This window comes from Stenotrophobium rhamnosiphilum (genome assembly GCF_003052265.1).
GTDB lineage: Bacteria > Pseudomonadota > Gammaproteobacteria > Nevskiales > Nevskiaceae > Stenotrophobium > Stenotrophobium rhamnosiphilum.
Genome location: NZ_QANS01000001.1, coordinates 500,443 through 520,746 on the forward strand (window position 1 = coordinate 500,443; position 20,304 = coordinate 520,746).

General features: G+C 54.8%; 21 protein-coding genes. 8 read left to right on the forward strand and 13 right to left on the reverse strand.

Translation table 11 applies throughout. The features are described 5' to 3' along the window. Nucleotides 1-103: 103 nt before the first annotated feature. A complete protein-coding gene (locus CJD38_RS02335; protein WP_107938680.1) occupies nt 104-973 on the reverse strand; it encodes a DUF1295 domain-containing protein in 870 nt (289 codons plus the stop codon). Between the two features lie 142 nt (nt 974-1,115). Here CJD38_RS02335 and CJD38_RS02340 point away from each other — a divergent pair, with 142 nt between their 5' ends. The 3 genes from CJD38_RS02340 to CJD38_RS02350 all read left to right on the forward strand — a co-directional run bounded on the left by CJD38_RS02340 (nt 1,116) and on the right by CJD38_RS02350 (nt 3,404). Continuing rightward, the gene (locus tag CJD38_RS02340; RefSeq protein ID WP_107938681.1) at nt 1,116-2,225 is read left to right on the forward strand and encodes an S-(hydroxymethyl)glutathione dehydrogenase/class III alcohol dehydrogenase; all 1,110 of its coding nucleotides are present in this window, start codon (nt 1,116-1,118) and stop codon (nt 2,223-2,225) included. Then, entirely contained in the window at nt 2,225-3,070 is an 846-nt protein-coding gene (gene fghA, locus CJD38_RS02345; protein ID WP_206362854.1) for an S-formylglutathione hydrolase, read from the forward strand. Before CJD38_RS02340 ends, fghA begins: the two co-directional genes overlap by 1 nt. A gap of 91 nt (nt 3,071-3,161) precedes the next feature. Then, nucleotides 3,162-3,404: a hypothetical protein gene (locus CJD38_RS02350; protein ID WP_107938683.1), complete on the forward strand. Its 243-nt coding sequence runs from the start codon at nt 3,162-3,164 to the stop codon at nt 3,402-3,404. A gap of 11 nt (nt 3,405-3,415) precedes the next feature. Here the strand turns inward: CJD38_RS02350 and CJD38_RS02355 are convergent, their stop codons facing one another. The 3 genes from CJD38_RS02355 to CJD38_RS02365 all read right to left on the reverse strand — a co-directional run bounded on the left by CJD38_RS02355 (nt 3,416) and on the right by CJD38_RS02365 (nt 5,655). Then, nucleotides 3,416-3,835 carry a PaaI family thioesterase gene (locus CJD38_RS02355; RefSeq protein ID WP_107938684.1) on the reverse strand — a complete coding sequence of 140 codons (420 nt, stop codon included), beginning with the start codon at nt 3,833-3,835 and terminating at the stop codon, nt 3,416-3,418. Continuing rightward, nucleotides 3,832-4,740 carry an MBL fold metallo-hydrolase gene (locus CJD38_RS02360; protein ID WP_107938685.1) on the reverse strand — a complete coding sequence of 303 codons (909 nt, stop codon included), beginning with the start codon at nt 4,738-4,740 and terminating at the stop codon, nt 3,832-3,834. The genes CJD38_RS02355 and CJD38_RS02360 overlap by 4 nt, the downstream gene beginning before the upstream one ends. A gap of 63 nt (nt 4,741-4,803) precedes the next feature. Further along, a complete protein-coding gene (locus tag CJD38_RS02365) occupies nt 4,804-5,655 on the reverse strand; it encodes a phytanoyl-CoA dioxygenase family protein (RefSeq protein ID WP_107938686.1) in 852 nt (283 codons plus the stop codon). A gap of 82 nt (nt 5,656-5,737) precedes the next feature. On the opposite strand from CJD38_RS02365, the gene CJD38_RS02370 reads away from it, so the two are divergent. After that, on the forward strand, nt 5,738-6,187 hold the full coding sequence (locus CJD38_RS02370) for a PaaI family thioesterase (protein ID WP_107939001.1): 450 nt from the start codon (nt 5,738-5,740) through the stop codon (nt 6,185-6,187). Here the strand turns inward: CJD38_RS02370 and CJD38_RS02375 are convergent. Both CJD38_RS02375 and yjgA read right to left on the reverse strand, forming a co-directional pair. Then, the gene (locus CJD38_RS02375) at nt 6,184-7,806 is read right to left on the reverse strand and encodes a DUF1631 family protein (RefSeq protein WP_107938687.1); all 1,623 of its coding nucleotides are present in this window, start codon (nt 7,804-7,806) and stop codon (nt 6,184-6,186) included. The genes CJD38_RS02370 and CJD38_RS02375 overlap by 4 nt on opposite strands. A gap of 206 nt (nt 7,807-8,012) precedes the next feature. Beyond that, a complete protein-coding gene (gene yjgA / locus CJD38_RS02380; RefSeq protein ID WP_107938688.1) occupies nt 8,013-8,591 on the reverse strand; it encodes a ribosome biogenesis factor YjgA in 579 nt (192 codons plus the stop codon). 170 nt (nt 8,592-8,761) lie between these two features. Between yjgA and CJD38_RS02385 the strand changes: the two genes are divergently transcribed. Further along, nucleotides 8,762-11,710, forward strand: coding sequence for an HD domain-containing phosphohydrolase (locus CJD38_RS02385; RefSeq protein WP_107938689.1), 2,949 nt, complete (start codon nt 8,762-8,764; stop codon nt 11,708-11,710). A 6-nt stretch (nt 11,711-11,716) separates the two neighbouring features. Here CJD38_RS02385 and CJD38_RS02390 read toward each other — a convergent pair whose 3' ends face one another. The 5 genes from CJD38_RS02390 to CJD38_RS02410 all read right to left on the reverse strand — a co-directional run bounded on the left by CJD38_RS02390 (nt 11,717) and on the right by CJD38_RS02410 (nt 17,060). Continuing rightward, nucleotides 11,717-12,283 (reverse strand): lipocalin family protein, encoded by a 567-nt coding sequence (locus tag CJD38_RS02390; RefSeq protein WP_107938690.1) that lies wholly within the window; start codon nt 12,281-12,283, stop codon nt 11,717-11,719. 302 nt (nt 12,284-12,585) lie between these two features. Further along, nucleotides 12,586-13,347, reverse strand: coding sequence for an SDR family oxidoreductase (locus tag CJD38_RS02395; protein WP_107938691.1), 762 nt, complete (start codon nt 13,345-13,347; stop codon nt 12,586-12,588). Nucleotides 13,348-13,483: 136 nt separating this feature from the next. After that, on the reverse strand, nt 13,484-14,314 hold the full coding sequence (locus CJD38_RS02400) for a hypothetical protein (protein WP_107938692.1): 831 nt from the start codon (nt 14,312-14,314) through the stop codon (nt 13,484-13,486). Nucleotides 14,315-14,325: 11 nt separating this feature from the next. Next, entirely contained in the window at nt 14,326-14,748 is a 423-nt protein-coding gene (locus tag CJD38_RS02405; RefSeq protein WP_107938693.1) for a CC0125/CC1285 family lipoprotein, read from the reverse strand. 173 nt (nt 14,749-14,921) lie between these two features. Beyond that, complete coding sequence (locus CJD38_RS02410) at nt 14,922-17,060, reverse strand: PQQ-dependent dehydrogenase, methanol/ethanol family (protein ID WP_107938694.1); 2,139 nt, start codon at nt 17,058-17,060, stop codon at nt 14,922-14,924. A gap of 356 nt (nt 17,061-17,416) precedes the next feature. Here CJD38_RS02410 and CJD38_RS02415 point away from each other — a divergent pair, with 356 nt between their 5' ends. The 3 genes from CJD38_RS02415 to CJD38_RS02425 all read left to right on the forward strand — a co-directional run bounded on the left by CJD38_RS02415 (nt 17,417) and on the right by CJD38_RS02425 (nt 19,127). Beyond that, nucleotides 17,417-17,710, forward strand: coding sequence for a type II toxin-antitoxin system RelE/ParE family toxin (locus CJD38_RS02415; RefSeq protein WP_107939002.1), 294 nt, complete (start codon nt 17,417-17,419; stop codon nt 17,708-17,710). 3 nt (nt 17,711-17,713) lie between these two features. Continuing rightward, nucleotides 17,714-18,049 carry an addiction module antidote protein gene (locus tag CJD38_RS02420; protein WP_107938695.1) on the forward strand — a complete coding sequence of 112 codons (336 nt, stop codon included), beginning with the start codon at nt 17,714-17,716 and terminating at the stop codon, nt 18,047-18,049. A 109-nt stretch (nt 18,050-18,158) separates the two neighbouring features. After that, nucleotides 18,159-19,127 carry an esterase/lipase family protein gene (locus CJD38_RS02425; protein ID WP_107938696.1) on the forward strand — a complete coding sequence of 323 codons (969 nt, stop codon included), beginning with the start codon at nt 18,159-18,161 and terminating at the stop codon, nt 19,125-19,127. A 100-nt stretch (nt 19,128-19,227) separates the two neighbouring features. On the opposite strand, the gene CJD38_RS02430 is transcribed toward CJD38_RS02425, so the two are convergent. Continuing rightward, nucleotides 19,228-19,437: a hypothetical protein gene (locus CJD38_RS02430; RefSeq protein WP_107938697.1), complete on the reverse strand. Its 210-nt coding sequence runs from the start codon at nt 19,435-19,437 to the stop codon at nt 19,228-19,230. A gap of 89 nt (nt 19,438-19,526) precedes the next feature. Next, the gene (locus CJD38_RS02435; RefSeq protein WP_107938698.1) at nt 19,527-20,294 is read right to left on the reverse strand and encodes an FkbM family methyltransferase; all 768 of its coding nucleotides are present in this window, start codon (nt 20,292-20,294) and stop codon (nt 19,527-19,529) included. Nucleotides 20,295-20,304: the final 10 nt, after the last annotated feature.

A 20,304-nucleotide genomic window follows, 5' to 3' on the forward strand; every position in this document is an offset into this window, starting at 1 on the left:
AATTTGTTCAAAAGGGCAGGTACGGTAGCAAATTGGCGGCATTTACTGCGTGAATATTGCGTGCGCTGGGCCCATTAAATGAGCCCAGCGACGCAGGAACGACTTAACGCTTAGGTGGCCAAGGCACCAGCGCAGAAACCTTCTTCATGTGTTCGCGATAAGCCGGGCGACGCTCAGCGCTGCGCTCGTCCATTAACGGAATGCTGGCGAACTGGAACATCAGGGCCATTGCAGCGGCACCCGAGCAAACCCACCACCATTGATCAGGCGCAGCGGCGAGACCAAACAACATCAGTCCCACCCAGAAGCTGACTTCGCCGAAATAGTTCGGGTGACGTGACCAAGCCCACAAGCCGCTGGTGATGAAGGTGCCGGGCTTACGCGTTTTGATAAAGGCGTGAAGCTGAAGATCCGCAATCATCTCAATCGCAATCGCGCCAAACGTGACGATGGTGGCAACGACATCCAGCCAACCCAGTGGCGCGGTACCGCGTGTCATCACGGCGTAGATCGGTAAGCAGCCAAGAAAGACCTGAATGGTTGGGAACAGGTGAATGCCGCCAAAATCAGCGAGCACGCCATACTTGCCAGCGCGGCTACGTACCAGCGGATAGCGCCAATCTTCGTGGCTCAGGCCTTCCCAGAACGTCGCCCAGTTAGCAGTCAGGCGAATCGCCCACAGCCAAACCAATCCAATCACCAGATACGCGCGCGTGGGGTCAATGCCCGGTGCGTGATGTTCAAACCACCACATTGCGAGCAACGGTGGAATCACGCTCCAGTAAGCGTCGTAGAAACTGGAATTTTTGAATGCGAGGCTGAAGCCAAAAATAACAACCGTCGCCACCACGTCCGCAACAAATGCGTCCCACGGTGCAGCGATATCCAAGTTTACTAAAGCAGCCCAACCGGCTGCGATACAGACGACATAGGCGACCGTGATCAGGCCAAGTGCTGATGCCTTGCTTGCCATTTACTGAACTCCCCGAGTTTCTATATTTTGATGGAAGCGAATATGCCGTTACCCGAGGCGGCCAGCCTCATCACTGAGGACGAGATAACAGGCGCACTCACGGTTAGAATCAGGCCCCCAAATATTCCGTTTGAGCCCGCTCATGAAAACTCGCGCCGCCGTTGCCTTTGCTGCTGGACAGCCACTGTCCATCGAAACCGTTGATCTGGCTGGGCCGCGCGAGGGTGAGGTATTGGTGGAAATCAAAGCGACTGGCCTTTGCCACACTGACAAATACACACTCAGCGGCGTGGACCCAGAAGGCATATTCCCAGCGATTCTCGGCCACGAAGGTGCGGGCATCGTTGTTGATGTTGGCCCCGGCGTTAAATCACTGAAGAAAGGCGATCACGTCATCCCGCTCTACACGCCGGAATGCCGCGAGTGTGAGTACTGCCTCAATCCAAAAACCAATCTCTGCCAGAAAATCCGCACGACGCAGGGGAGGGGTTTGATGCCGGATGGCAGCAGCCGCTTCTCATTCAATGGCCAGCCGATCCTGCATTACATGGGCTGCTCGACGTTCTCCAACTACACCGTGCTACCGGAAATCGCGTTGGCAAAAATTCGTGAAGATGCACCGTTCGACAAGGTTTGCTACATCGGCTGCGGCGTCACCACCGGTATCGGCGCGGTGATCTTCACCGCCAAGGTTGAAGCAGGCACCAACTGCGTTGTGTTTGGTCTCGGCGGAATCGGCCTCAACGTCATTCAGGGTTTGAAACTGGTTGGCGCCAATATGATTGTCGGCGTTGATCTCAATCCAGAACGCGAAAAACTCGCACGCCAATTCGGCATGACGCATTTTGTGAATCCGAAAAATATTGACGGCGATCTGGTTGCGCACTTGGTTGAACTGACCAAGGGCGGCGCGGATTACAGCTTTGAATGCGTCGGCAATGTGAACCTCATGCGCCAAGCACTTGAGTGCTGCCACAAGGGTTGGGGCGTCTCCACCGTGATCGGTGTGGCCGAAGCGGGTAAAGAAATTGCAACGCGTCCATTCCAGCTTGTCACGGGTCGTCGCTGGCAAGGTTCGGCCTTCGGCGGTGCGCGCGGCCGTACCGATGTGCCAAAGATTGTTGATTGGTATATGGACAAGAAGATCAACATCGACGAACTCATCACGCACAAACTCACGCTGGATCAAATCAACGAAGGCTTCGATTTGATGACGCGCGGCGAGAGCATTCGCAGCGTCGTGGTGTATTGATGTCCGCCATTACGACGCGCAGTACGCACGCTTGCTTCGGCGGTACGCAAGGCTTTTATAGCCACCTGAGCACAAGCACTGGCATCGAGATGCGCTTCGCCGTGTTCGTACCACCACAGGCGCAAACGCATACAGTGCCCGCCGTATATTTCCTTGCGGGCCTGACCTGCACGGAAGAAACCTTCGCCATTAAAGCTGGTGCGCAGCGCTTGGCTGCAGAATTGGGCTTAATGATCGTCACCTGCGATACCTCACCGCGTGGCCTCAATATTCCGGGTGATAGCGAGTCTTGGGATTTCGGTGTCGGAGCAGGTTTTTATCTTGATGCGACCCAAGAACCGTGGGCAACTAATTACCGCATGGGCACTTACGTCAATGAAGAACTGCCTGCGTTGATCGAAGAAAATTTTTCTGCACGCAAAGATCGCCGCGGTCTGTTTGGTCACAGCATGGGCGGGCATGGCGCATTAGTGAACGCGCTGCGAAATCCCGGTCGTTGGCATTCGCTATCGGCGTTCGCGCCGATCTCCAATCCTTGCGCTGTGCCTTGGGGTGAAAAGGCGTTCTCGCGCTATCTCGGCGATGACCGCGAAGCTTGGAAAGCCTGGGACGCGAGCGAGTTGATGCGTAATAAAAAGTATCCCAGCTCGATCCTGATTGACCAAGGGCTGGGCGATCAGTTTCTCGAACAGCAATTGGCGCCAGAATCACTGGAAGCTGCGGCTGAACTCTCCGGCCAAGCGCTGACGCTGCGTCGGCATGAGGGCTATGACCATGGGTATTACTTTATCCAGACGTTCATCGCTGATCATCTGGCGCACCATGCCGCGGTGCTCAACAGTTGAGCTTTACTTTTCTTAGGGGCTTGGCAGCTTCCTAATCACTGCCAAGCTTGCTACAAAGCTCTACATCCGCGTGTTCAGGTTTTCTGGCTATATGAAACTTCGCATCATTCTATTGGCATCTAGCTTGTTGGCAGGCTGCGCAAGCGTGCCGCCGGTGGTGAATCCTTGCGTGCGTTATTGCGCCACGTATGAAGAAGGGTACCAGTGGGCGGGCGCTTCCAATCTGAAAGATGAGCGTAACTGCGGTGGCTACACCGCGGCATTTGGACGCGGTTGTAGCCAGCAAATTTCAGATCGACTGTTGTCTTTAGCGCCGGGCCGCGACGGCCTCTAGCGCAGCGCGCTCTAGCTACGAGAGCGCAAGATTGATTTAGTTACCGTGGCACGTGCAATCAGTTCGTCATTGCAGTGCATCTCAGCTTCCATAAACCCCACGCTGCGCCCACGCTTGATGACCTTGCCAGTGGTGACAATGCGATCACCGCGCATGGCGGCGCGAATCAGCGAGACATGAATATCATGTGTCGCCGCATTTTCACCTTCGACCAAAACACCAAGCAGCGCTGAATAGCAGGCCATGTCGCAGATCGTATAAGCGACGCCGCCATGAAACGCACCGCGCGCATTGACGCTCATCTCGCCTACGGTAAACGCGATGGTGGCAAGGCCATTGCCTGATTCAATTTTCTCCACGCCCATCATGCGATGGAGTGGATGGGTTTCGACCGACGTCAGAATCTCTTGCTGCCACGCCTGTAGCGTCATAGTTTGAAACCCGGAGTGACCAATCCTTCTGAGAGCAGTTCTCTCACCACTGCGCCGTCATGTCCCGGCACCAGCTTGAGCGTGGGCTCAGCCTTCTGCAGATCATGCAGCGCTTGGAATTCGCCAACGACCTGACTGCGGTTCTCGCCAATTACCAGCGTCATGAATAAAGGACGTTCGCGTACGAGTTCGATATTGCGCATATGCCAGCTGACATCGCCGAGTAGCAACAGCTCACGACCATCCGCACGCTGCACATAAACCATCTGGCTGCCCGGCGTGTGGCCGGGAGATTTGATCAACACTACGCCTGGGGCGAGCGCCATCATGCCGTCGTATTTAATTGGCTTGTAATCCTTCACCACATCTTCAGGCAACACAGAAGGCTCCATGCCTTTGCGATTGTTGAACTGTTCTTCAGTGAGCTTGAGCGCAGGCAGCAAGGCAGCAAGGTGTGGATGTGCAGCGAGTCCGCCGATGTGATCCATATGCTCGTGCGTGATGACGATTTGCGAGGCTTTCTCCAGCGCTTGTTGCATGCGCAGATAAGTGCTGTCGCTATACATCGGCACCAACGCTTCAGGCTCGGCGATTTCGCGATTCATTGCGGCATCAACAATCACGGTGTTGTCTGGGTAAACCAGTTGCCATGAATAGACCGAAATTGGTGTCCACTTCCACGGATCGCCTGCGACGACCATCGCTTCGGCAAAGCGAAAATCCATAATGTGTTCGTAGCGAATTTCCAGAGGCTTATCGCCGGGGATGGAGTTGGCCAGCGCACGAACCTTGGCAATGTCGATGCTGTACTGCGTGCCTGCGCTAGGGCTGTAGACGACCAGCGTGTAATAAGCGCCAGCCAGAATAACCACCGTGACCAGCAATCGTTTGATCCATTTCGACATGAGAAGCCTTCCCTGAATGAAGTTTTACTGCGGCTGATTTTGCCTGATGTACGAGGCCAGCGCTTACAGCTTGTTGTTGAGTACGGGCGCAATCCAATCCGCGTCTAGCGCTTTCATTGGGTGGCGCGCAGTGACCTGTCCCATGAACGGTGGCCAGATGCTGTAGCCGAGCAATTGCTGTACGCGGGGCGACATCTCACGCGCGAGTTGCGGCGGCACGCCAAGAAAGAAATTCTCCTGCGTACGCGCCCATGGTTCGCAATATTGATTCGAGAACGCTAGACGAGGCGAGTTGCCAACATTCGCGCCACCGCGATGCAGCAACGTTCCCGCAAACACCACGCAAGCACCAGCCGGCATGCGTACAGGTATCAGTTGTTTGAGCAACGCTTGCTGCGCCACGGTGTCGTGATCAAGGCCATCGTAAACACCTGCAACATCGGCATCACTCCATGCATGACTACCGGGCAAAATCTCAGTGCCACCGTTCTCCGCAGTAAAAGCATCTACGGCGACGATGGTGGAAATACTGATTGATGGGCGAGGGCGCGGAACGCGATAGAACATATCGTCTGCATGTAACGGCTGTGGTGTTTCGCCGGGGTGAATGCAGATCGCCTGACTTGCGGTGAGTAAGTAACCCGGCTGTAAAAACTTATCGAGCAGCGCAAGCGCCCGTGGTTCTTCAGTGAGCTTCTCAAAAATCTTGCCGCGTGCAACGAGCGTATAGACGCGCTCAGTTTTATAACCTTCGAAATTATTGCGGCCTGCGTGCGTATTTAGATACGGCGTCAAGCCTGCGCGCACCTCGCACAAATCTTCGGTTGAGAGGAAGTCTTCGATGATGGTGTAACCGTCGCGATGTATGCGCTGTACGTGCGCATCCACATCGAAGTTGCTTGTTGCTGATTCCATCTGTGATCCTCCGCGAGAGGGGATGATGCTTATCTCGTCGTTAAAGCTAAAATTGTGTCATCACTTACACGTGGAAAATGCTATGACGCCTAACCCTGACTATATCCGTGCCCTGAAGGAAAGCGTGCTTACCGCGCCATATCCTGCGCTGATTGGCATGTCGCTGGATGAGATTGATTTCGATAGCTGCATCATCGGCGTCACGCTGGGCGAAAAGCATCTTCAGCCCTTCGGCATCATTCACGGTGGCGTGCTCGCCACGTTGATTGATACGGCAACGTTCTGGGCAGGATTTCTGCGATTGCCGGACGACGTTGGTTTGGTCAACGTCGATCTCAAGCTCAACTATCTCAAAGCGGTGTCGAGCGGAAAGCTGCGCGCTGTCGGCAAATGCCTGCGCGCAGGTCGCGTGATCAGCTACACCGAAGCCAGTGTGTTTGATGCCGGAGGCGAACTGATTGCGCATGGCACCTCAACGTTGATGGCCTTGCCGGGCAAGGGTCTCAAGTTGGGTGTGCCGAAGTTTCTTTAAAGCGAATTTCGCGGTGTTTTGCGTGAAAGCTCAAGGCTGCCTAAAGCGATCTTGAGCTTTTCTTGCGACAAGCCTTCGGCGATCAATGCTTTGATCATCGCGTTGGTCAGATCTTGCCACTCAGTCGTCTTCACTTCCTCAGGCTCGCGCATATCCAGTTCGTCCAGCAACTGTTCCATCAGCGTGACGCCAGCGTGCCACAAGGGATGACCCGCTCCATGTTGCAGCAAGCGCTTGGTCAGCAGTGGGCCCCATGCAACGTTGAGGAAGGTGATAGCTGGCGCAGGTGTATCGCGACCAAAGGTGAGACGCTCAAGCTGATTAGCGACGACGCGGCGCGCTTCACTGATCACAAAATCACGACGCTGCTGTGCCTGCTGGCGTTGCAGTTCAAAGAAGCGCTGAACCTGCGTTTCTTGAATCGGCTCGGCGTTCTGCATCGACAAGCGAACAAATTCTGGCGACAGATTGAACTGCACCAGCACCTGTTGCAGCAGGTCCGCAATTCGACGCGTTTCAGCATTGCCGGTAACGCGTGAGGTTGCCGACTTCAGCAACATCTCATTGATCATGTTGGCCAGCGGATGCGCAGCGGCAGCGGTGAATAGCGTTTCATCTGTCAGCGCTGATTTCATCAAGGGATAACGCATGGATTCGTGCTCAGGGAGCATCGAGTCCGGCACGATGGTGTCGCCAATCGCTTCGTTGAGAAAGTGTCCCGCCAGCGCAATACGCTGCAGGGGAATCCAGCTTTGTCCCTGTGCCATACCGGGCAGAGGGCGTTGTTCAGCCAGTGCCAACAAGTCGGCAGCGAGCAGGCCATCGGTGTAGCCCTCGCCATCTGATTTGAGCGCATAAGACTGCAACATCGACACCGTCTCGGAGTCCATGTGCGTCATATCTTCTGGCGCCTGCATCGACGTCGCCGGCTTGCGCTGGCGCGGTGGTGCGGCTTGAACTTTGAGCTCGTCCTGATCGGCCGCAGACTTTGCGGTCTCGATGCCGATGCGCGTTAAAGCAGCGATCAGCGAGCGATACAGGCCTTCTTCAAGGCCCGCGATGAAGAACTCATCAAATTTGGTAAACAGCAGCGCGCGGTTGCGGCCGGGCCACTGCAATTCGTCTGCGGTGTCTTGCAGCGCGCGGCACAGGCCAGCAGGGGCCAGCGCCTTGGTGTAAATCGGAACATAGAGCATCAGGCGCAAGCGATTAACGCGAGCATCCAGCTCAGTCACCAGCTTGTGAAAACGCGCCTCAGCGCGCAGCTCGATATTGGCAACGGCAATCGAGTCATCGTTGGTCGTTGTCTGACCGCCACGCGCTTGACGCTGGGGCAGGGTGCCGCCGGTGAGGTGGGCATCGATGTGTTGTACAAACGACTCGATCCAGAGCTCGCGGCGATCATTCAGTGCGCGCGTCAGTACCTGAAAGCCTTGTGCTTCAGTCGGGTTCAGCGCTTTGTCGGCGGCGTGTTTCACGGCAGCAATGAACTGCGGCATGAAATTGCCGAAGAGTTCTTTAAGCGTGCTGCGGACGGTTTTGCGTAATTCTTCGGCCGCCGCAATGCTCAAACGCTGCAGATGGGCGGATTGTGGCCGCGATGGAGGCTCGGATCTCATGACTGAGGCAGCCCCGTTACGCGCGCGCAGTTCCGTGCAGGCACTTTATGCAAAATTGACAATGACATCCGATCCTTGGCTCTTATTCTTTAGATTGAGGATGCCATATTCCGGCGCAATTCGGTGTAAGTCAGTGACGCATTTTTTCAATTACTGACCAGCACTGTCACTGAAGTCGGGCGCTTTGGCGGCCCGAGCGTGGTGGATCAGGCTTCTGGCGGCGCTTTCGGGGCCAACAGAATTTCGCGTACCAGCCTGAACATCTCGCGGAAAGCGCGGCCGTTCTGGCTCTCGCCGGTGACCTTGGACATTTCGCGGTCACGGCGCGCATCACGTACCAGCGCGCGCAGCTGTTTGGTGTCGCCGACAGGGTAACGGGTGGTCCATTCGGCCCAGCCAGCTTCGCTGCCGATCATCTTTTCGCGCCACTGCTCGATCTCGCGCAGCGCACGGACGTCGCGCGCCTTGTGCGTGTGCCATACCGCCAGTGCCTTGCGCATCGGCTCGACGTCCACGTCACGCAGGAGTTTGCCGACGTAGCTGGCCTGACGTTTGCGCGCACCATGAGCGGTAATACGGCGCAGATCGCGCATGGCTTCGCGCAGCGGACCTACCTCGTCAATCAGCAGGTCGATCTGCTCTTCCGGCAGCTCAAGCAGGGTTACGCCCAGTACCTGCAACTCCAGCATCGCGTTCTTTTGCTGGGTTTTGCTGGGACCGTCGTACTGTTGTTCAGGTTCTTCTTTATAGCGGCGCATGACTGAATTCTTATTGCAGGCCGACATGATACGACGTCTGTGCTCAAGCCGACGGTTTAAGGGGGGAATGTAGATAAAAGATACAGGGGTGGCGCTACGTATCGCTTAAGGACGGTAGCCTCGTTTGCCCTATTGGTTTGCTAGGGCTCAGGACCACAAGACAAGGAGACGTCATAAGCGGTTGGGAGCAATAAATTATGGCGCGCCAAGCCGGCTTACCGTTTCAGATTACTGCGACCTTACGAGTGGTCGCGTTTGTTTTTCTGCTCTCCGGCGCCTTCCTGTGGTTTGTGCTCGGACGCGCACATCAGCAAATTGAGCAAAGCGGACGTGAAAACTTCCGCCTGCTGGCACATAGCGCCTTCGGCGAAATCGACGCGATGATGCAGTCGTACGCGAGCTACCTTGGTACCGTCGCCAGTCTGTTGCCGACGATGCCTGATATTTACACTGAGGCAAGCAGCCGAGCCTTGGCGCAAAGCTTTCTGGATCAAGCTGTTCCGCATAGTTTTGCAGTGACGCGGCCTCGCGACATGCTGTACTTTCTCAAGCGTGATCCCGAAGCGCCTGCTGGCAGTGCGTACACGATGGGTCATTTCGCTGTGCAAGCGGATGGCAGCAGGATGGTCTCGGTCAGTTACTACACGGCTGACCACCGCTTGCTCTCGCAGCGTCGCTATTCCTTGGACGCCCACCCCGAACAGTCCGAGTGGTATTTGGGCGCGCTGCGCTCGAAAGGTCCTTACTTCAGCCGTCCTCATCTCGCCCCAGCCTGGAATTCTTTGGCGATGACTTTGGCATTGCGCTCTGGTGAGAGTGTGGTGTCGATGACGTCGCCACTGGGTCTGATCGACCGCCTGTTGGAACGGGTGCCGGTGAGTGCCAACGGTGCGGCTTTGTTGTTCGACGATCAGCATCGCATCGTTGCATTCCGTGCCAAGGGTGAGCGATGGAAGCAGCTCTCGCAATTTCGGATGAAGCCTGTCGCTCAGCTAGGCCATCCCTTACTGGTAGCGGCTGCAGCTGTGACTGATCGTTTGGCTGAAGGGCAATTGAGTCTGGTGTCTTTGGCTGACCAGCCGTTTCTGCTGGCTTGGCACGCCATCGCCAAAATTCCTGGAACGCAGTACCGGTTGTTATTGCTTTCGCCACTGGCGGATATGTCGCAAGCAGCCGAGACAGCAAAGCGTGATGCATGGTTGGTGGCCATCGTCGGTCTTATGATTCTTTTGCCGCTGACTTGGTTCAGTACCGGTGCCATGGCCGGCGTTCTGCAGAGGCTGGTGCAACAGTCAGAGCGCATCGGCCATCTGAATTTTTCGCCGATGGAAAAGCAAAAGCATAGGCGTTCGGCTGTGCGTGAGGTGCGGGCGCTGGAGCATGCTCACGATGCAATGCGAGATGCCCTCGCTAAAGGCACGCGCACACTTGAGCGGGTGTCCGGACATCTGGCGCGATTGATTGGTATAGGTGCCAATCTAGTCAAAAAGAAGACCCGGCAGGCTTTGCTGGAGGCTGTCCTTGAAGCTGCACGCGAGATGTCCAGCGCCGAAGCTGCAGTGCTGTTCCTGCGTGACGAAGACGACAAGCTGCGGCCAGTGGCGACGCTGGGCATGGAGCCGCCGCATTGCCTGTCTGCGCTCGACATGAAGTTGCCGGAGATGAAGCATCAGTCACTCGCGGTGTACACGGCGCTGAGTGGTGTCGTGCATGTTGTTGATGATCTCGACTTGGATCAGCGCGAAGAGTTGGTCAACCTGCGCAAGTACAACCGCGAGCGATCCAGTATTCGCGTAAAGACCATCGCATCCTTGCCTTTGCGCACGCTTGATCGTGTGATTGGTGTGATGCAAGTTATCAACGCGCGCGATGCCGATACCGATCAAATCGCGCCTTTCTCTTCACCGCAGGTAACTTATCTGGAAGCGCTTGCTGGACAGGCAACCGTCGCGCTCGAAAATCAAAAACTGATCGCTGCACAAACGAATTTGCTCGATACCTTGGTGCGCACACTGGGTGACGCTGTCGATGCCAAGAGTGCTTACACCGGGCGTCACTGTGCGCGTGTGCCTGAACTCGCGATGATGCTTGCGCGGGAAGCAAATGTTGCTGAGAGTGGTCCGCTGGCCAATTTTTCTTTTCGGACTGAAGAAGAGTGGCGCGAATTTCGCGTCGGTGCGTGGCTACACGATTGCGGCAAGATCACGAGTCCCGAGCACGTCTTGGATAAAGCGACCAAGCTTGAAACGGTTTATAACCGCTTGCATGAAATCCGTACGCGCTTTGAAGTCTTGCTACGTGATGCCTTGATTGAAGTGTTGCAAGCGCAGTTAGCCGGCCGCATGAATGCTGAAACTGCAGAACAAATCTACGCTCAACGCGCAGCGGTTTTGCAGGGCGATTACGTCTTTATCGCTGCTTGTAATGTGGGAAGCGAGAATATGGCAGCCGCGGATATTGCTCGTGTGCAGGCCATCGGCAAACAAACTTGGCTGCGAAATTTCGATGATCGGCTTGGAATTTCTTACGAAGAGAAAGAACGTCGTCAATCCAGCACGCCTGTCAGTTTGCCGGCGCTTGCATCGCTAATTGCTGACCAGCCATGGCACTTGATTCCGCGGCCGCCAGAAGAAAAACGTGCGCTGACTGAAGGCTTCCGTATGAAAGTTCCAGAGCATCTTTACGACCGAGGCGAGCTGTACAACCTGTGCATCGAACGTGGCACGCTCACGAGAGAGGAACGCTTTAAGATCAACGAGCACATCATCCATACGATTCGCATGCTTGAAGGCGCAAAGTTTCCTGCGCTGCTACGACGTGTACCCGAGTACGCAGGTACGCATCACGAAGCGATGGACGGCAGTGGCTATCCACGTGGACTCACCGCGGCAGAGTTATCAATCCCGGCACGCATCATGGCGATTGCTGACATCTTCGAAGCATTGACTGCATCCGACCGGCCCTACAAACCCGCCAAGCCTTTATCTGAGTCGGTTGCGATCCTGCACAAGATGAAGCTCAAAGGTCACGTCGATCCTGACCTATTCAACTTGTTCCTGCGTAGCGGCGTGTACATGCGTTATGCAGAGCGTTTTCTCGCGCCTGAGCAAATTGATCTGACCGACATCACGCCTTATCTGAGTTGACGCGGTTTATTTGCTTGAGGATTCAGGCCAACGTTGAGGCACGCTTAAAAGCTTGCTGGTGTCATAACCCCAGCTACCAATGAGCGCGGTATAGCGCGCTAAATCCGATGCGCTCATATTCGGTTTGCGGCTCATCAGCCAGACGTAATCCCGCTTGCTGCGCGCGATGATCACGACGGAATAATCGGCTTCCAGATATGACACGCGGTACTCAAGCTTGAAGGGCAGCCACCAATAGAGTCGGATGCCCCAAAGTGCATTGCCACTGCCATCTTCCACGTAGCCGACGGGATGCATCACTTTTTCAGGGCCATCAAAGCTGCCCTGACGGTTGCGGTAGACCGTAGCGATCGAGCCGTCTGGATTCATCGAATAGGTTTCGACGGCGTTGTGGGCACCACGATCACTGTCAGCGGTGATTTGTGCGATCACATACCAACTTCCCATAAAGCGCTTCAGATCGACGCTCTCAACCAAAGGTACTGGCAGGGCTGTCGCTGGTGACTCTGCGTGAGGGGCAGTGCTGAATATGCCGATCAGCGCCGTCCAACTCCACTTCATGATTCCGTTCATATCTAACTCCAGTGGGTATGAAGGTATTACGACGATCAATCTAATTTGGACGCATTTAGTCGAAAAAGCGAAACAATTCCGTCACTGCTCTGTTTTCTTTGCCTGCGGTCAGTGCAGGTGCTCGGCGTGCTGAGCTCGTTTGCGGTGCAACGCAAGCGTTAGATAACGAGAACATCTGAACCGGTCTTAGAAAAGAAAAGCGCCGGTGATCACTCACCGGCGCTTTCTATTGATACTGATGTAGGGCGGGAGCATCCCGCCTTTCGCGCGATAGGCGGGATACTCCCGCCCTACGAAAAAACTTAAAGCCGCAAACCACCATCCACATCAATGCAACGACCACTGAAATAATCGTTGTCGAAAATAAAGCGAACAGCTTTGGCAATTTCAGAAGGATCGCCCATGCGCTTCAACGGCACCGGCGCAATAGCTTTCTCCAGAATTTCAGGTTTCATCGCGGCCAGAATCTCGGTGCGCGTAAAGCCAGGTGCAACGCTGCCAGTACGAATCTTGTAACGACCCAACTCGCTGGCCCAAGCCGTAGCCATTGCGATCACGCCAGCTTTGGCGGCGCTGTAATTGGTCTGGCCAGCATTGCCGGCACGTGAGATGCTGGAGATGTTTACGATCACGCCGCCGTTACCGAGGCGAATCATCTGCTCTGCCGCAGCACGGCCGCAGAGGAAAACACCGGTGAGATTAACGCCAATCACCGCGTTCCACTGATCCATCGACATGCGATTCACAATCTCGCCATCTTTTACTTTGATCAGCATCGCGTCTTTGGTGATGCCCGCATTGTTGACGAGACCATCTAATCGGCCAAAGTCTTTAACGATGGCCGCCATCGTCGCATCCACCGCCGCTTCATCCGTCACGTTAGCGGTATAACCACGCGCCACCACGCCAAGCTTCTCGCAAGCCTCACGCGCTGCGACAAGGCCTTCTTCCTTCAGGTCAATAAGTGCAATGTTCGCGCCTTCAGCAGCAAACATTTCAGCAATAGAACGACCAATACCTTGGCCTGCACCGGTAATAGCAACAACTTTGTTTTTGAGATCCATGAGAAGAGTCCGGATAAGAGTGGCGATAGTGGATTACACCCGCTGATTTTAACTGTAATGAGTAGGGCAGACCCCCTACCTGTTGAGGTGGGTTCAAAAGAAAGCCCGCTTTCGCGGGCTTTTTGTTAAACGAGCATCAGCGCCGCACGAGAATCCAACCGACGGTGCCCGTTGCCTTGACATACCACCACGCGCCTTCTGCGTTAGAGATATTGCGTACCAACTCAATTGCATTGCCTGCTGATAGGAGCGACCCGCGCATCGAGCCATTCGGTGTCGGATAGAGTTGGCAATCCACTCGCAACAGTTTGCGCTCGCTATTGCCGCTCAGCGAACTGGTTATCGCAGCGATGTCATCGCCACAAGCTATTGCAGCCTGAATAGGCGCTTCGCGAGGCGCAGTAGTTTGTTGCTGCGTAGTTGCGGCAACTGCGGTCTGTGGCGGTGAAGGTATTGGCGCTGTCGCGACTGATGGCGCCGCAAATGTCAGCTTAGGAGTTGCCGCGTTAGGTAGCGGAGCCAGAGGCTCGGCCCAGAAGACGGTGTCGCATGAGCCGCTACCGCGCATGCTGGGTTCGAAATCAACTCCTGCAGGATTGGTATTGGTTTCTCGGTAGATGAAGGCAGTGCATTTTTCAGCCTCAATCTGGAAATCCTGATAGTAAGTTTCGCCCGTTTTAGGAACAAAGTTGACTCGCGGATAGCAGGAGTATTGAACGTTATACCCTTGCTCAAAAAAACTTGAACCAACAACAATTCGATGTCCGGCAGGAATGGTCACGTAGCCCGCCTGATTGGGTTCTAGCGCGTATGACTTGCCGTCGGCACAGATCCACGCTCGCTTGTTTACGGCGAGGTTTAGTTGTGCGGTGGGTTCGTTACTGGGGAGTTTGTAGGGCTGCATGCCGCACGCAGCGAGTAGGAAACAAGTGGCGGCAGTGGCAAGCGTTCGGAATGAAATGATCATTGTTATTTCTCCTAGCGCTCAACTTCCGGACGTAGCCGGGCAATGACTTCAGATGCAGAAAGTACATCCGGGCCAGGTTCTGTTTTCAGCAGAACATAAACGTAAGTAGCGGCCTTGCCGCCGATGGTCGACACCGTGCGTTCGCTGCTACGTCTATCGCTGATTGCCGCGGGAAGATTTTCATACATCACGAAAAAATCTTTTCCTTCGCGTTGAGTTACTTCTGCGCTGCGGTACAACACATAAGTGCCTACCTTTTCGCGACTGATGAAGCCGTTGCCGCTGAAACCAATCTTGATTAGCTGGCCAGGACCTTTGGTATCCCAGAAGCCTCCGGCCCAACCGGTCAGTGGATTGCTGGCGTCGTGATAGCCAGTGGCACAGCCAGCAAGCATCAAGCTCGCCAATGAAACGCAGAGTGCGCGTAAAGCCATTATTTTTCTCCCTGTTTTATGGCGCCTTTATACATGGGCGTTTTTTTATTTTAGAACAATTTTTACTCAGCATTCGCTGTATGTCTAGATGAGGTGGCCATAGATTTTTTAACCCCGCCCATAAAAACAAAGCCCGCGAAAGCGGGCTTTGTTTTAAACGAGATGCTGGCGTATCAATCAATCCAGCCGCGCTTCACCAACTCCATCTTGACCATCAACACAACGAAGTTCCAGATCGCTTTGATATCGTCCCAAGCGCTAGGCTCGTAACGCGCGCGATCGCGGATGTAGGTTTGGAGTTGATGCAGTTCTTCATCGCTGAGCGTTTCAAACTGTGGCATGCCGCGTGATTGAAGTGCGCCGCCTTGAACAATCATTTTGAACGCAGCCGAGTTGAGTGGGATGGGTGATGCACGCAGATCAGGTGCGTAACCACCTGCAACGGCCGACACGCCATGGCAGATCACACATTGTTGGAACACGAGCTTTCCTTTCTCTGCGACGACTGGATCAACCTTGAACGAAGGATCGTCAATGGCCTTGACCTTGCCCGGAACAGGCGCGGGCGATGCAGGCAATTTGGCAGCGCCATCAAGCGCAAACGTCAGCATGCGGCGAGGGTACTGGCGACCGACCCAGCCATGTTGTGCAGCGAGTGAACCGAGTAGCGATGGAGCGCCGCCCCAACCAGCGAGCACGGTGACGTACTGCTTGCCGTTGACGGTGTAAGTCATCGGTGCGGCTTGCGTGCCGACACCCATGTCGTAGCTCCAAAGTTCTTTGCCGTTCGTTGCATCTGTCGCAACAAACTTGCCATCAGCACGGCCTTGGAAAACCAAGCCACCATGCGTTGCGATCACGCCGCCTGCCGTTGCGCCTGGCGTCGGATTGCTCCAGGCTTTTTGCTGTGTGATCGGATTCCACGCTAACAATGAAGTGGTGCCTGCGGTCTTCGGAATGTCATCGAAGAATCCGTTAAGGCCCATCACATCGCCTTTCTTCATCTGCCATGTGCGAGGATCGCGGCCGCCATCGTTGTAATAGCCCGCCATCTCACGCGCTGGGATGTAGACCAAGCCGGTGTCCGGGCTATACGCCATCGGCTGCCAGTTGTGCGTGCCGCCGGAGCCAGGCCAGATCAGCGCTTCACCGTTTTCATAACGCGCGCCGCGTACTTCAACTGGGCGACCCGTTGTGAGATCGATGCGCTCTGCCCACGTCACCTTGCCGATTTTCTCAGCCGAGATCAGTTTGCCGGTGTCGCGATCTAGCATGTAGAAGAAACCATTCTTCGGTGCATGCATGATCACTTTGCGTGGCTTGTTGTCGATGTTGACGGTGGCAAGCACCATGTCCATCGTCGAGTTGAAATCCCAGCTCTCGCCCGGCGTGGTCTGGTAGTGCCACAGGTATTTGCCAGTCTTAGCGTCGAGCGCGACGACTGAGCACAGATAGAGATTGTCGCCGCCCTTCGGTGAACGCAGCTTGTGATTCCACGGCGAGCCGTTGCCGGTGCCCAAATAAATCACATCCTTCTCGGCGTCATAGGTCATTGCATTCCAGACCGTGCCGCCACCGCCAAATTTCCACCACTCGCCGGTCCAGGTCTTGGCAGCTTCAGCCATCGCTTCGTTCTCGAAGCCATCAGCAGGATTGCCCGGCACCACAAACCAGCGCCACAGTTCCTTGCCCGTTTCAGCGTCATACGTTGTGACGTAGCCGCGCACGTGACCGAAGTCTGCGCCGCCATGACCAATGATGATCTTGCCGTTGAATACGCGCGGTGCGCCGGTGATGTAACGGTTGTCTTTGGGATCGGTGGTTTGCACTTCCCAAACCAACTTGCCGGTCTTGGCATCAAGCGCAAACAAACGGCCGTCTTGCACGCCTGCATAGACCTTGCCTTTGTAGAACGCGAGACCACGCGAGCCCCAAGCCAAACCCATCTTGCGTGCTTCTACCTTCGGGTTGTAGTTCCACAACTCCTTGCCGGTGAGTGCGTCGATTGCGTAAACGTGGCTGTAACCAACCGCGGTGTAGATCACGCCATCAACAGCAAGCGGCTGGCTCGATACGTTCCAGACATCATTCAACTCCAGCGACCAAGCCAGCCCCAAGCGCGAAACCGTCTTGGTGTTGATCTCATCGAGCGGGCTAAAACGCTGCTCATCAAACGTGCGACCCCACGCAGCCCAGTTGCTGCCGTCGGATGTTTTGTTGAGCGCAGCATCGTCGATAACCGTTGCCGCAGCATTGCCGCACAGAACAGTCAGCAGCAGTGACAGGCACAGCGTCCGGAATTGAATACGCATTGATGATTTCCCCAAAGAATTCCAAGCAGCGCGACAGGCGCGCAGCACAATGCCTCATTGTCCGAAAAGCGGGCGGGGGAGCTATCCACCGAACGTAGTAGGCGAGGGCCTGTGGGGCGGGAGTATCCCGCCTTTCGCGTACCTCACTTCGCTGAAGGCGGGATGCTCCCGCCCTACGAAAAATCACTTGACCAGGTACCCCGGGCGCAACCCGGGAAACGCCACATCATCAATAGAAAGCCCCGGGTTTCACCCGGGCTACGTGGCTGAGCATTCGATCACGGCAGTGCGAACCAAGGCGCTAGAAAATTGAGAAATCGTACCTTGATTACTGTATCTAATAGGATACAATGCAAATGCTTGAAATACGTCAAACCGCAGCCTTTGCCGAGTGGATGGCTAACCTCCGTGATATTCAAAGCCGCGCAGTAATCGCTCGGCGTATCGAGAGAATGGCCAGTGGAAATTTCGGCGATCACAAATCGGTGGGTGAGGGTGTATCGGAGCTGAGAGTTCCGCTCGGGCCGGGCTACCGCGTGTACTACACGCAGCGTGGCCGTCAAATTGTGATTCTGCTGTGCGCTGGTGATAAATCTTCGCAGCGGCGCGATATCAACAAGGCCAAGCTGTTGGCGCAACAATTGGAGTAAGACATGAGCCTCAAAACCACAAAATTTGATGCCGCTGATTATTTGACTGATATCAAGTCCATCGCGGCTTACCTCAACGACGCGTTAGAGAACGGCAGTCCAGAAGAGCTGATCGTCGCACTCGGCACCGTTGCGCGCGCCAAGGGCATGTCGCAGATTGCACGAGATGCAGGATTGGGTCGCGAGAGTCTCTACAAAGCACTCAACGGGACATCTCGTCCGGAGTTTGCAACGGTATCAAAAGTGATTACTTCACTAGGTTTGAAAGTGGCCGTAGTCCCTGCTCGTGCTGTAAAGCAGAAAGCTGTAAGCAAGCGGATTAGGCGCGCCGCGGCTTAAGTAATTTTCTGGCCCTCATTTCGCAGGGCTTCCTTGAAGTGGCTATAAACACCGATCCTGCGGCGCAGCGGCCATGTGATTGCCCGGTACGCGCGTATAGCTTGGGGCCATGAAAAAACTCTTGATGCTGTTGAGCTGCGCGCTTGCCGGCTGTACGGGCACCAGTAGCGAAGTCACTGGTTCCGCATCTGCAGAAGGACCCGCGCTGACTTTGTCGCAGGCTCAGCTCGATGCGGGCCTGAGCTGCACGCCCGACATCGTCGGTGCAACGCGCGATCCCGTGCTGATCACACCTACCTTTACCAATGCGCAGGATTCCTTTGGTTGGAATTATCTCCAGCAACTGCCATCACTCGGCATCCCAACGTGCAGCATCTCGATTCCTGATCGGGGCTTCGGTGATCTACAGAATGCTGCCGAATATGTCGTCTACGCCGTGCGCAAGATATCTGCACAGAGTGGCCGCAAGGTTGTTCTATTCGGACATCAACACGGACCGCTCAATGAAATGTGGGCGCTAAAGTTTTGGCCTGATATTCCGTCCAAGGTATCCACCTACATCTCGTTGGCTACGCCGCATAACGGAACCACTGCGGCTGAGTTTGCGTGCAATGCAGGCAGACGTTGTCCTCCGTCGGTGTGGCAGATCGCAGCAGGTTCTAACTTTCTCGCTGCGCTCAATGCTCGGCCTTTACCCAAAGACATCGTCTACACCTCCATCGCTACCAGCTTCGATGAAGTGATCGTGCCGCAGCCTGCTGTGAGTCATCTCGAAGGCGCCACCAACATCGTGTTGCAAGACATCTGCCCGCTGCGTCCCATCGAGCATTTCACCATCCTTGCCGACAATCTCACTTACTTGCTGGTGCTTGATGCGCTTGATCATCCGGGGCAAGCGATCAACCTCGCGCATTTGCCATCCGATGTCTGCCTCACCACTTACATGCCCAGTGTCACAGACCCCACCAGCGCCATCACCGCGCTACGTGGTTTTACTAACTTTGGGAGTGACTTCTTGGTTTCCACTGTGCAAGGCACGAGTGCAGAGCCGGAATTGCGTGACTACGCAAAGCAATAATTAAAGAATCGAGCCTAGCTTTACTGGTTTCAAAAATGACATTTGAAGCGAATCGTAGGGTGGGTAGAGCGCAGCGAAACTCACCCTACAACTGCTTGAATCACTTGAGTGGCGAGGGATCAGATTTGCCGCCAGCGTTTCCAGTCAATGAGGCGGCGTCTTGTTTCGCCGCCCACATATTGTCCACCAAGTTCGGATACCGCCGACCTGCGGCCGCTGCACGTTCTCGCGCAGCTTCGACTTGAGCAGGGCTTAGCTTGCTCTTCGTCTTGCCAGCGGGGTTGGGTCTCTTCCAGGGTGGTTGCTTCATGTTTTTGTCGGACCGTCTCGTTATGTGGTCGTACAGAGACGGCCCAGTGGGGGTGTGGGTGGGAGAACTCAGCGCCGCGCAGACACGCTCTAATTCAAAAGCGGTCGCAGTGGCGCATCTACAAAGTAACCATTCATTACTGCAAATCCCACCATGACGTAGTTATGATCTTTTAGATAGTCATAGATTTTATTGGGACTTTGACCTGTCATGTCATAGCCATGCATCTCAATAATGATGATTTTGGGCCGGTATTGATCAAGGTCAAAAGAGGTCAGCGCTTCGAAGTCGTAACCTTCGATGTCGATCGTCAAAATATCAAATGTACTTGGAATATCACGTTCTTTAAATATTGAACTCAGCGGTCGAGTTTTTACTACTTTTGTGCGTTTAACACCGACCCAATCCGTCCAGTTTTTGACGTGGGCCGGGTCGAGTGACGACACCAAAGGGTTATTAAAGTATGTAAAAACCAGTTCACTTTCTACATTCGAGATTGCCGCACAAACGCAGATATCCTTTTTGCGTATGTTTTGGTGCTTGCTGATCAACTCTTCATTGGCATCAACGCAGAGCCCTCGCCAGCCCCTCCTATACAGAGCATAAGTATTGGAGCACATCATCGGATCGTTGCTACCGACGTCTACATAAAAGCCCGAATTTCCGTTCGATCCGAGGCGATCCAAGATCGTTATTAGAATGCGATCTTCGCCTGTTTGGGCATAACTTATCGTCTGATGCGGGTCGAACAATTTGCGTGTAATTTCGGCAGCAAGGACACGCAGTGCTGCTAGAAAACTAAATTGTCCAAACGTAGTTCTTATGCGTGCAACTCTTTTACGAACTGTTGCTTTCATGATGGCAATT

Excerpts from the sequence above, each read along its gene's own strand:
- CJD38_RS02390 (WP_107938690.1), bottom strand. The coding sequence starts at position 12,283 with ATGAACGGAATCATGAAGTGGAGTTGGACGGCGCTGATCGGCATATTC.
- fghA (WP_206362854.1), top strand. The coding sequence starts at position 2,225 with ATGTCCGCCATTACGACGCGCAGTACGCACGCTTGCTTCGGCGGTACG.
- CJD38_RS02420 (WP_107938695.1), top strand. The coding sequence starts at position 17,714 with ATGAGCCTCAAAACCACAAAATTTGATGCCGCTGATTATTTGACTGAT.
- CJD38_RS02405 (WP_107938693.1), bottom strand. The coding sequence starts at position 14,748 with ATGGCTTTACGCGCACTCTGCGTTTCATTGGCGAGCTTGATGCTTGCT.
- CJD38_RS02395 (WP_107938691.1), bottom strand. The coding sequence starts at position 13,347 with ATGGATCTCAAAAACAAAGTTGTTGCTATTACCGGTGCAGGCCAAGGT.
- CJD38_RS02340 (WP_107938681.1), top strand. The coding sequence starts at position 1,116 with ATGAAAACTCGCGCCGCCGTTGCCTTTGCTGCTGGACAGCCACTGTCC.
- CJD38_RS02335 (WP_107938680.1), bottom strand. The coding sequence starts at position 973 with ATGGCAAGCAAGGCATCAGCACTTGGCCTGATCACGGTCGCCTATGTC.
- CJD38_RS02375 (WP_107938687.1), bottom strand. The coding sequence starts at position 7,806 with ATGAGATCCGAGCCTCCATCGCGGCCACAATCCGCCCATCTGCAGCGT.
- CJD38_RS02430 (WP_107938697.1), bottom strand. The coding sequence starts at position 19,437 with ATGAAGCAACCACCCTGGAAGAGACCCAACCCCGCTGGCAAGACGAAG.
- CJD38_RS02370 (WP_107939001.1), top strand. The coding sequence starts at position 5,738 with ATGACGCCTAACCCTGACTATATCCGTGCCCTGAAGGAAAGCGTGCTT.
- CJD38_RS02350 (WP_107938683.1), top strand. The coding sequence starts at position 3,162 with ATGAAACTTCGCATCATTCTATTGGCATCTAGCTTGTTGGCAGGCTGC.
- CJD38_RS02400 (WP_107938692.1), bottom strand. The coding sequence starts at position 14,314 with ATGATCATTTCATTCCGAACGCTTGCCACTGCCGCCACTTGTTTCCTA.
- CJD38_RS02360 (WP_107938685.1), bottom strand. The coding sequence starts at position 4,740 with ATGTCGAAATGGATCAAACGATTGCTGGTCACGGTGGTTATTCTGGCT.
- CJD38_RS02415 (WP_107939002.1), top strand. The coding sequence starts at position 17,417 with ATGCTTGAAATACGTCAAACCGCAGCCTTTGCCGAGTGGATGGCTAAC.
- CJD38_RS02425 (WP_107938696.1), top strand. The coding sequence starts at position 18,159 with ATGAAAAAACTCTTGATGCTGTTGAGCTGCGCGCTTGCCGGCTGTACG.
- CJD38_RS02355 (WP_107938684.1), bottom strand. The coding sequence starts at position 3,835 with ATGACGCTACAGGCGTGGCAGCAAGAGATTCTGACGTCGGTCGAAACC.
- CJD38_RS02385 (WP_107938689.1), top strand. The coding sequence starts at position 8,762 with ATGGCGCGCCAAGCCGGCTTACCGTTTCAGATTACTGCGACCTTACGA.
- CJD38_RS02410 (WP_107938694.1), bottom strand. The coding sequence starts at position 17,060 with ATGCGTATTCAATTCCGGACGCTGTGCCTGTCACTGCTGCTGACTGTT.
- CJD38_RS02435 (WP_107938698.1), bottom strand. The coding sequence starts at position 20,294 with ATGAAAGCAACAGTTCGTAAAAGAGTTGCACGCATAAGAACTACGTTT.
- yjgA (WP_107938688.1), bottom strand. The coding sequence starts at position 8,591 with ATGTCGGCCTGCAATAAGAATTCAGTCATGCGCCGCTATAAAGAAGAA.
- CJD38_RS02365 (WP_107938686.1), bottom strand. The coding sequence starts at position 5,655 with ATGGAATCAGCAACAAGCAACTTCGATGTGGATGCGCACGTACAGCGC.